The sequence below is a fragment of the Thalassospira sp. UBA4513 genome (genome assembly GCF_002388495.1).
GTDB lineage: Bacteria > Pseudomonadota > Alphaproteobacteria > Rhodospirillales > Thalassospiraceae > Thalassospira > Thalassospira tepidiphila.
In genome coordinates this window covers 406418-415858 of the sequence record NZ_DGMR01000039.1, presented here as the reverse complement: position 1 = coordinate 415858, position 9441 = coordinate 406418, and the positions used below count along the sequence as shown (strand labels likewise).

The following is a 9441-nucleotide window of genomic DNA, read 5'->3' as shown; positions in this document are numbered from 1 at the left end:
GGACATGCAGGAAGACAAGGAACCGGTCTTCCAGGCCCATGACCATCTTGGTCTGTGCGTTGCCGCCATGACCGGCATGATCGCCGACATGAAGGTCTTTGCCGACAATATGCGTGCCGCTGCCGGTGCGGGTTACACCACCGCCACCGACCTTGCCGACTGGCTTGTTGCCGAACTGGGCATGCCGTTCCGCGATGCCCACCACGTGGTTGGCGCGACAGTTAAGCTGGCCGAAACCAAGGGCTGCGATCTTGATCAGCTGTCGCTTGAAGACCTGCAAGGCATCGAACCCAAAATCACCAATGCGGTTTATGATGTGCTGACAGTCGAGGCATCGGTTGCCGCCCGCCAAAGCTTTGGCGGCACCGCCCCGGTCCGGGTCAAGGAATCCGTTGCGGCGGCAAAGGAAAGGTTCCTCAAATGAACAGCAACCTGTTGAAACGCGGCACCGTCATCACGCTGGCCATCATGTTGGGGCTTTCAGTTGCGGCCTGTGGCAAAAAAGGCCCGCTCGAACCGCCGACCGACAAAGGTTATGAATATCCAAGGGATTACCCGGCCCAATGAACCATTTTGAATATATCAACGACGAACTTTACGCCGAAGGCGTCTCGATCCGGGAAATGGCTGATAAGGTCGGAACCCCGTTCTTCTGCTATTCGACCGCGACCCTGGAACGCCATTACAAAGTCTATGCCGACGCATTTGACGGCCTTGATGCCACCGTGTGCTTTGCTGTTAAGGCAAACTCCAATCAGGCTGTCTTGAAAACACTCGCCAATCTTGGTGCGGGTGCGGACGTTGTTTCGGTTGGTGAAATGCGCCGTGCGCTTCGTGCGGGCATGCCCCCGGCCAAGATCATCTTTTCCGGGGTTGGCAAGGCCGATGCCGAAATGCGCGAAGCCCTGGACGCCGACATTGCCCAGATCAATGTCGAAAGCATCCCCGAACTGGTTGAGCTGAACCGTGTTGCCATCGACATGGGCAAGAAGGCGCGCATTGCGCTGCGCGTCAACCCGCATGTCGATGCCAAAACCCATGAAAAGATCGCGACCGGCAAGGCTGAAAACAAGTTCGGCATCGACTGGACCCGCGCGATTGAGGTTTACCGCGAAGCCGCTGCCATGGATGGCATCGAGGTTACCGGGATCGCCATGCATATCGGCTCCCAACTGACCGATCTTGCCCCGTTCCGCGAGGCATTTACGCGTCTGGCCGGGCTGGTCGAACAACTGCGATCTGAGGGCATTGATATCCGCAATCTCGATCTTGGTGGTGGGCTTGGCATTGCCTATCAGGGCGAAACACCGCCGCTTCCCGATGCCTATGGTCAGATGGTGCGCGAAACCGTCGGCCATCTTGGCTGCCACATCACACTCGAACCGGGCCGTTTGATTGCCGGCAATGCCGGGATCATGGTGTCGCGCGTCATGTATATCAAAGACGGCGAAGCCAAACGCTTTGTCATTCTTGATGCCGCGATGAACGACCTGATCCGCCCGACACTGTATGGCGCCTATCACGAAATCATCCCGGTCGATGAACAGACTGACGGTGACAAACAGGTCAAGGTTGATGTGGTCGGCCCGGTTTGCGAAACCGGTGACACCTTTGGCAAGGACCGCGACCTTCCTGATGACCTAAAGGCCGGTGATCTGGTCGCTGTCATGTCGGCGGGGGCCTATGGCGCGGTCATGTCATCGACCTACAACACCCGCGCGCTGACACCCGAAGTGCTGGTCAAGGGCAACAACTTTGCCATCGTCCGCCCGCGTCAGGAAATCGACGATCTGATCAACATGGATCAGGTCCCCTCCTGGCTCAGCAACGCATAAGACCGGCATTCCGTTTCGGTTTTTAACGCTTTCGGGGCGGCAGGCCATTTGCCAGCCGCCCTTTTATTTTGCCCAATCCCGTCGAATTGCTTGACCCGCCCTGCCAAAAGACCAAGCTTTAAAGAAGCGGGTTGTGCCAGAATGCCGGATACAACGCGCAATATGTCGGCAAGCAGGGCTCAAAGGCATGTCGTTGATACCACCCTATCCCAAGATGGAACGCCATGTGCGCAAGACGCGCTTGGTGATGGTGTGGGAATCTGTCTGGCCCTGTCTGATCCCGGCCCTTTCGATCGGGCTCTTGGTCGTTGGTCTGACCCTGACCGGAACGTTTGAACCTCTGCCTGCCACCGGGCACATCATGTTGCTGTCTGTCCTGTCGGTCGCGGTCATGGTTGCCGTGGTCGCCCCGTGGCGCAATTTCAAAATGCCCACGCGCCGGGACATCCTGCACCGGATCGAGGTGGACAACCATCTTGATAACAACCCGCTGCAAAGCCTTGAAGATCACGTCCCCGAAAACGACGACCCACTGACCAGCTACCTCTGGCAGCGTCAACTGGGCCTGCATGAAGCCGCATTGGCAAAGCTCCGGCTGTCGCGTCCCCTGCCCGCCATTACCCGGGTTGATCGTTTTGGCCTGACCGCCATTCCCGTATTGCTGGTGTTTGTCGGCCTGATGACCGGCCTTGACCATGCCGAGGAACGCTTTTCAAAGGCCTTCAGCCCGCTTCAGCGCCTTGGTGCCGCCGACTTCAGCGCCACACTTTGGGTCACGCCACCGGCCTATACCGGGCAAATACCGCGCATCTTGCAGTTCAGTGCGCTGTCCGATACCGATGCCACAGGCACCCGCCAATCCGAAAACACAGGTAATACGACCTCTGACAAGACCAGTGACGTCATCACTGTTCAGGTCCCGGCGGGATCGACCCTTGATGGCAGCATCACAAGCATCTGGGAGCCGACCCTGACCACCCCGACCGGCACGCAATCCTTTACCGAGGGGGCTGAGAACAGCTATGTGCTGTCCACCGCCATTGACCAGCCGGGCCAATGGCGCATATCGGTCTGGGGCAATGATCGGCTGACCCTTGATATCGAATTGCTGGCCGATAATGTGCCAAGCTTGTCCTTCGTCAGTCCGCCAACCATCACCCGGCGCGATCACGTGCGCCTTGATTACGTTGCCAGTGATGATTATGGCCTCGCCAGTCTTGATCTGGTGATCACGCCTGCGGCCGAGGACGGCACGATCAAACAATATGGCCCGATTGATCAGGTGGTAATTGATCTCAAGGGCGACGCCGCTGGCGTTACAAGCAGTGCCGGTGCCATGCCGACCCGCATCGAAGGCCCGCGCTTTATTGATCTTGTCGCCCATCCCTGGGCGGGCTTGCCGGTCAATATCCAGATGGTATCAAACGATAACGCCGATCAGCGCGCCGAAAGCGATATCCGTTCCCTGATGCTGCCCGAACGGGAATTCAGCCATCCGGTGGCGCAAAAGCTGATTGATATCCGGCGTGGTTTGCTGCGCTATCCAGACCGGGCGCTAGAAATGCATCAGGCGCTGTTGCCGATCCTGTTCGCCCCGCAGGCCTTTAACGGCCATCTTGGTGTGTTCCTGACCCTTTCCGTGGCCGAAAGCAGGTTGGCATCGAACCTGCAAAACCGCGCCACCCATCAGGATGTCGCAGGCCTTCTGTGGCATGTCGCCGAGGAGATCGAGCGTGGTTCCTACGGCATTGCCGAACGCAACCTGATGGAGGCCGAGGAACGCCTGCTGGAGGCCCTTGCCAACCCCGATGTCACCGAAAGCGAAATTGCCCGCCTGATTGAAGAATATCGTCAGGCGCTGAATGAATATCTTGCCGCCATGATGCGCGAAAGCCCGGAACAGGCCGAAGAAGAACTCCCGCCCGGCAGTGCGACACTTGAACAACAGGACCTGTCACGCATCATCGATCAGATCGATGCCCTGATGCGTGCCGGTGCGCGTGATCAGGCCCGCCAGTTGATCGATCGTCTGCGCGAACTGGTCGAAAACATGCAGGTCACCACCGGTCAGGGCGGCATGGATATCACATCGACCCTGCGCGAAATGCTGGACGGCATGCGCGATCTGTCGCGCCGTCAGCAGGACCTGATGAATGAAGGCGACAATGCCTCCACCCAGAACGGCAATGGCCCGCGTGCAAACCAGCAACAGGGCCTGGCCGACGATGCCGGTGAAATCCTCAACGATCCCGGTCTTGGCCAGTTTGGCGATGTCAGCGGCATGAATTCGGTGATTGATGCCATGCGCGGCGCGGCAGAGGCACTTGGCAACAACCGATCGCACGAGGCCCTGCAATATCAGCGACAAGCCATGGATGCCCTGCAACAGGGCATTGGCGAAATCAGCCGTGCGCTTGAAGGGCTCAGCCAGCTCGCCCCGATGCTCGAAGACCTCGAAGGGTCCGGGCGCCGTGATCCGCTGGGCCGGCCCGTCGGTGGCGATGGCACCACCACCATTCCGGATGTGAATACGCTCGAACGGGCCTGGCGCATCTTGCAGGAGCTCCGCCGCCGGTCCGGTGATCCCGAACGCCCGGAGATCGAACAGGAATATATCGACCGCTTGCTCAAACGGTTCTGAGTGGTCACTGAAACCCCCAAAACAAAAAAGGCAGCACGCGTTGTGCTGCCTTTCTCATAATCAGGGTGTTTGCGCGAACCGCTTAGGGCTCAACCGCCTCGCGCGGGTCAAGGAAGGTGACCTGCAGGCGGGTCGCCGTCGGGTTCGGACGCCGGATCTTGGTTTCGACTTCCATGCTTTCGCCAACCGGTAGCATCTGTTGCACCATTGGCATTTCCGCACCGGACTGAACCAGCGATTCATCATAAATCAGCGGCACCTTCTTGCGCTGGACCACACGATCAAGCGGATCAAGAAGCTCGATCAGAAGGTAAGGAAGCGCACGCGGTTCTTCACTGATATTGACGATCTCGGCGCGAACAACAAGAACGTCAACGCCGTCCTCTTCTTCGCGGGTCGGCGGCAATTCGCGGATATCAAGGCCTTCGCCGACATGCGGCACATCAAGCCCCACCATGTCATAGACCTTGGCAATCGGCGGCCACAGTTCGATGATCTGATCCTTGGCGAAATAGCCGCCCGCACCAATCCCGCCCAACACCAGCAGGAAGATGATCCAGCCAACAATGCCCTTTTTCTTTTTGGGCTCCGGCTTTGGATTGTTGCGAATCAGCTGCTGGGGAATCGGGGGCGGATCGGGGATCTTGTCGGCTTCTTCAAAGCCCGGATCAACCGGCCCACCGCCCATCTGATCTGCATTGAAATCAGCCCCCAGCGAGCCTTCCTCGTTAAACGGGGCCGGGATATCACTTTCGGGTGCTGGTGCCGGAGCTGGCTTCTTTGCGCCAGGCGGGTCCTGATGCCAGCTATTGCCGCAGCTTTTACAGCGCACGGTTCGGCCTTTCGGACCGATTGCTTCTGTTTTAACTGAGTATTTCTTTGAACACTCTGGGCAAGTAATGATCATTGCAAACCTGGCATATCGATGACGGCGGCATCAAACACGGGGGAAGGCGTGAAACTGTCTGCGACTGACGGTCCCCCTGTGCCGTCAGTGAAGCCTTACACTATATGTAAATAGCGGCGATTTAACAGACTGTTAAGCAGAGATAACAGAAGCTGCCCGGATTTGGGTATCAAACCTCTGGCTGATCGGGCTGTTAATGGTATCCAAAATAGACGACAAACCGTCCAAACCGGTTAATTCATTTTCGATATTGTCACGACAAGGCTACTTTCCAACCCTGTCGGATCATGACGAAAGCCGATATAAACACCGATGTATCAACCGTCATTCGCCCAGATGGAGCAAGAATTTTGACCGACGTTGTCAGTTTCAGGAATGTCGGAGTCCGGTATGAATCCGGGCCGGAAATCCTGCGCGACCTTAATTTTACGCTCGGTCGCGGCAGTTTTCATTTCCTGACCGGGGCATCGGGCGCGGGCAAGTCGACATTGATGCGACTTTTATTTTTGGCATTGCGCCAGACACGCGGCGAAATTTCGATCTTTGGACGCGATAATATCCGCATCCCGCGCGAAGAACTGCCGGCGATTCGCCGCAAGATCGGCGTGGTGTTTCAGGATTTCCGGCTGATCAATCATCTGACGACCTTCGAAAACGTCGCCCTGCCGCTGCGTGTTGCCGGTGTCGAAGACCTGCAGATTCGCAAAAACGTCACCGAACTTCTCGAATGGGTCGGGCTTGGCGATCACATCAACGCAGTGCCATCGCGCCTGTCCGGCGGGCAGCAACAGCGCGTTGCCATCGCACGCGCCGTCATTGGCCGCCCCGCCCTGCTTCTGGCCGATGAGCCGACCGGGAACGTCGATGATCGAATCGCCATGCGATTGCTCTATCTGTTTGAAGAGCTCAACAAACTCGGCACCACCGTTCTGATCGCAACCCACAACCGGCAACTTGTCCGGCGGTTTGGCCATACCCAATGGCTGCTCGAAGGTGGTACCTTGCACGACGTCACCAACAGCGGCTGAAACCCGACACACCAAGTCCAAGCTTCGTAAACACGGGATCAACAGGACCAACACACGATCATGGCATTTCGCGCACCTCCATCGCACCTCCCTCTTGAAAGCGATTCGTCCTCGCGCTTTTTGCCGAGCATCGTCGCCCTGATGGTTGCGCTCCTGACCTTTTCTATCGTCGGGCTTGCTGCCCTGCATGACAGTGTCGGCCAATGGTCCGGCCAGATCGAAGGCAGCCTGTCGATCCAGGTCCCCCCGACCGAACTTGCCAACCGATCCCCCGCCGAACGTGAAGCCGCCCTGCAAGGCACGGTCGATAGCATCATCGAACAGGTTTCCACCCTGCCCGGCATCGCCCGGATCGAGGAACTCAGCCCCGATACCATGGCAGCCCTGCTTGAACCCTGGCTGGGCCCGGATGAAGTCATCAGCGAACTGCCCATTCCGCGCATTATCGAAGTCACCCCCGAAACCGGGTTTAACTTTGATGCGCTCGAAAGCCGCCTTGGCGTCATCGCGCCCGAAGCCGTGCTTGATGATCATCGCATCTGGATTGAACGCATTGCCGATGTCGCCTTTTCGGTTGAACTGGCATTGGCCCTTTTGATTGTTGTGCTGTTTGGTGCGACCATGCTCTCGGTGGTGTTTGCCACCAGATCAGGGCTTTCGATCCATCATCGCATCATTGAATTGCTGCATCTGATCGGGGCACAGGATGGATATATCGCCAGTCAGTTCGGCCGCCATAATCGACGCCTTGCCTTCTTTGGCGCACTGATCGGTCTTTTGATCGCGCTACCGGTTTCCGCCTTGATTGGTTGGCTTGGATTGCGCGCTGGCTGGCCGGTACCGTCACTGGTTCTTAGCCCGACCTTTGTTGGCCTGATCGTCGCCATTCCGTTTATTGTCGCATTGGTGGCGGGCATCACCGCCAACCGAACTGTGCTTCGTGTCCTACACCGGATGTTGTAACCCGCTCACGGTCTTCGTATAGTCGGTTGTTACCACTTCCCTTTTGGGATCATGGCCTTGGCCCTCTTTGTCCCCTTGAGGAGATCCGAATTCATGCCAGACCGCCGCTATTCAGGCACGCCTTCATGAACAAGCCCCCGCTGAGTGTGCAACATCGCCGCCGGTTCCGGCGGTTTCGTTTTTTGCTTTCCACACTGATTTTCTGCGCGCTGGTCTGGGCGGCGGGCTTCATCTGGTATGTCGATTACATCCCCAAAACGGTTGAAAACGCGACCCAACGCACCGACGCCATTGTCGTTCTGACCGGCGGCAGCGAACGCCTGTCCGAAGGCCGCCGGCTTCTGGTGCGCGGTCTTGCCGACAAACTGTTCATATCGGGTGTCTATCGCGGTGTTGAAGTCGACGAACTTCTGTCCGTCGGCAAATCCGATCCGCGCCTGATTGCTTGCTGTGTCGTTCTGGGCCATGTTGCTGAAAACACGCGCGGCAATGCGATTGAAACCGCTGTCTGGATGTATGAGGAAGGTTTCAAAAGCCTGCGCATCGTGACGGCCAATTACCACATGCCTCGATCCCTTCTGGAATTCAAAAGCCTGATGCCCGATGTTGAAATCGTCGCACATCCGGTCTTTCCCGATAACGTCAAGGTCGACAATTGGTGGCGCTTCCCCGGCAGCAGCGCCCTGATCGCCAGTGAATACAACAAATACGTCTTTGCCAGCCTGCGCAACGCGTTGCTCAACTGGTTGCCAAACGGTGACCGCGCCGCACTGCGCAGCCCCGGTGATCCTGCGAAGGATGCACCAGACCTTGATGACTATTCCGCCTCAAACGCGGCGCGCAAGGATGGCTGAACAATCGGCATTTTCTGATCGTCATATTGCTGTTACAAAACAGTGAATATTTAAGGTCAGGACCATGGCTGTAAGGAATTTGTCTGAATGATTACCCTGCGCGCGTTACTGTTTAACGTGTTGTTTTTCGGTGGAACGGCGCTTTTGTGCATTGTTCTGTTGCCGCTGATGCTGTTTGGGCGCAAGGCCAATCAGTTCGTCGGCCATGCCTGGTGTCGCCTCATTCAGTTCATGCTGCGCTACTCGGTGGGCATGCGCAAACGCTTCACCGGTCTGGAAAATCTGCCAGACGGTCCCTGCATCATTGTCGCCAAACATCAATCTGCTTGGGAAACCCTGACCTTCCATACGGTGGTTCCTGATCCTGCCTATATCCTGAAAAAGGAACTCACCCGTATTCCGCTCGTCGGGCAGTTCCTGATCCTGTCAGGCCAGATTGCCGTTGATCGGTCGGCGGGCAGTCAGGCCCTCAAAGACATGATCAAGGGTGCTGCCAAGGCGCTTGAGGAAAACCGTCAGGTGATCATTTTCCCCGAAGGCACACGTACCCCGCCGGGCTCAAATCGTCCTTATCACCCCGGGATTTTCGCGCTTTATAAGGCCTTCCCGGATACCAAGGTTATTCCGGTCGCCCTTAATTCCGGCATGTTCTGGGGCCGCGACAGCTTTATGAAATATGGCGGTCGGGTCACCATGGAATTCTTGCCGGCCATGGAACCGGGCCTTGATCGCAAGACCTTCATGAAGGAAATCAAGCACCGCATCGATACCCGCACGCGCGAGCTTGAGGCCGAGGCACAAACAGAATTCCGCCTGCCGACGCTCACCACCGATGATATCGAAGCCAAGGTGGACGACACTGACAGCGTGGATCAAAAAAGCGCGTCTTAACTCTGCCAATTGCAGATATTAAACCAACGACCGATGTGCAATTCGCACCTCGGCCTTTTTCATGGTGGACTGCATCCCGTTTCAAATCCGGCGCAACTTCAGCGACCAACCATCATCAATTTCTGGATGCGTGCCGACAGATATCGATAAAAGCGCGCAACGGTGCAGGGGCCGACCGGCTGGGATAATAAAGACGCGGACCCTCCATTTCCGGCCAACATTCAGGCAGAACAGGCACAAGGTTTCCAGCCGCGAAGTCTTCTTCCAGCCAGTTGCGGAAAGTATGGATGATCCCTACTCCCGCGTGGGCAAAACGAAGACC

Annotated in this window: 8 protein-coding genes and 2 pseudogenes; 8 read left to right on the top strand and 2 right to left on the bottom strand. The window is 57.1% G+C overall.

All coding sequences use genetic code 11. The features are described from left to right. The 4 genes and pseudogenes from B2T33_RS18780 to B2T33_RS18765 form a co-directional block, all read left to right on the top strand. Window positions 1-424: pseudogene (locus B2T33_RS18780) on the top strand (argininosuccinate lyase); the annotation flags it as partial. Further along, complete coding sequence (gene lptM, locus B2T33_RS18775; protein ID WP_165374891.1) at window positions 421-567, top strand: LPS translocon maturation chaperone LptM; 147 nt, start codon at window positions 421-423, stop codon at window positions 565-567. The pseudogene B2T33_RS18780 and the gene lptM, both read left to right, overlap by 4 nt. Beyond that, entirely contained in the window at window positions 564-1835 is a 1272-nt protein-coding gene (lysA, locus tag B2T33_RS18770) for a diaminopimelate decarboxylase (RefSeq protein WP_286792866.1), read from the top strand. Before lptM ends, lysA begins: the two co-directional genes overlap by 4 nt. Window positions 1836-2022: 187 nt before the next feature. After that, window positions 2023-4476, top strand: a complete 2454-nt coding sequence (locus B2T33_RS18765; protein WP_286792865.1) for a DUF4175 domain-containing protein — start codon at window positions 2023-2025, stop codon at window positions 4474-4476. A gap of 82 nt (window positions 4477-4558) precedes the next feature. Here the strand turns inward: B2T33_RS18765 and B2T33_RS18760 are convergent, their stop codons facing one another. Beyond that, window positions 4559-5383, bottom strand: coding sequence for a DUF3426 domain-containing protein (locus B2T33_RS18760; RefSeq protein WP_083952689.1), 825 nt, complete (start codon window positions 5381-5383; stop codon window positions 4559-4561). A gap of 350 nt (window positions 5384-5733) precedes the next feature. Between B2T33_RS18760 and ftsE the strand changes: the two genes are divergently transcribed. The 4 genes from ftsE (at window position 5734) to B2T33_RS18740 (ending at window position 9119) form a co-directional block, all read left to right on the top strand. Then, complete coding sequence (gene ftsE / locus B2T33_RS18755) at window positions 5734-6411, top strand: cell division ATP-binding protein FtsE (RefSeq protein ID WP_008889155.1); 678 nt, start codon at window positions 5734-5736, stop codon at window positions 6409-6411. A 60-nt stretch (window positions 6412-6471) separates the two neighbouring features. Next, a complete protein-coding gene (locus B2T33_RS18750) occupies window positions 6472-7374 on the top strand; it encodes a cell division protein FtsX (protein WP_197146054.1) in 903 nt (300 codons plus the stop codon). Between the two features lie 125 nt (window positions 7375-7499). Next, window positions 7500-8228 carry a YdcF family protein gene (locus B2T33_RS18745; protein ID WP_197146055.1) on the top strand — a complete coding sequence of 243 codons (729 nt, stop codon included), beginning with the start codon at window positions 7500-7502 and terminating at the stop codon, window positions 8226-8228. Window positions 8229-8315: 87 nt separating this feature from the next. Further along, entirely contained in the window at window positions 8316-9119 is an 804-nt protein-coding gene (locus B2T33_RS18740; RefSeq protein ID WP_008889152.1) for a lysophospholipid acyltransferase family protein, read from the top strand. A 115-nt stretch (window positions 9120-9234) separates the two neighbouring features. Here B2T33_RS18740 and B2T33_RS18735 read toward each other — a convergent pair. After that, window positions 9235-9441: pseudogene (locus B2T33_RS18735) on the bottom strand (LysR family transcriptional regulator); the annotation flags it as partial.

Excerpts from the sequence above, each read along its gene's own strand:
- B2T33_RS18740 (WP_008889152.1), top strand. The coding sequence starts at position 8,316 with ATGATTACCCTGCGCGCGTTACTGTTTAACGTGTTGTTTTTCGGTGGA.
- B2T33_RS18760 (WP_083952689.1), bottom strand. The coding sequence starts at position 5,383 with ATGATCATTACTTGCCCAGAGTGTTCAAAGAAATACTCAGTTAAAACA.
- lysA (WP_286792866.1), top strand. The coding sequence starts at position 564 with ATGAACCATTTTGAATATATCAACGACGAACTTTACGCCGAAGGCGTC.
- B2T33_RS18750 (WP_197146054.1), top strand. The coding sequence starts at position 6,472 with ATGGCATTTCGCGCACCTCCATCGCACCTCCCTCTTGAAAGCGATTCG.
- B2T33_RS18745 (WP_197146055.1), top strand. The coding sequence starts at position 7,500 with ATGAACAAGCCCCCGCTGAGTGTGCAACATCGCCGCCGGTTCCGGCGG.
- B2T33_RS18765 (WP_286792865.1), top strand. The coding sequence starts at position 2,023 with ATGTCGTTGATACCACCCTATCCCAAGATGGAACGCCATGTGCGCAAG.
- lptM (WP_165374891.1), top strand. The coding sequence starts at position 421 with ATGAACAGCAACCTGTTGAAACGCGGCACCGTCATCACGCTGGCCATC.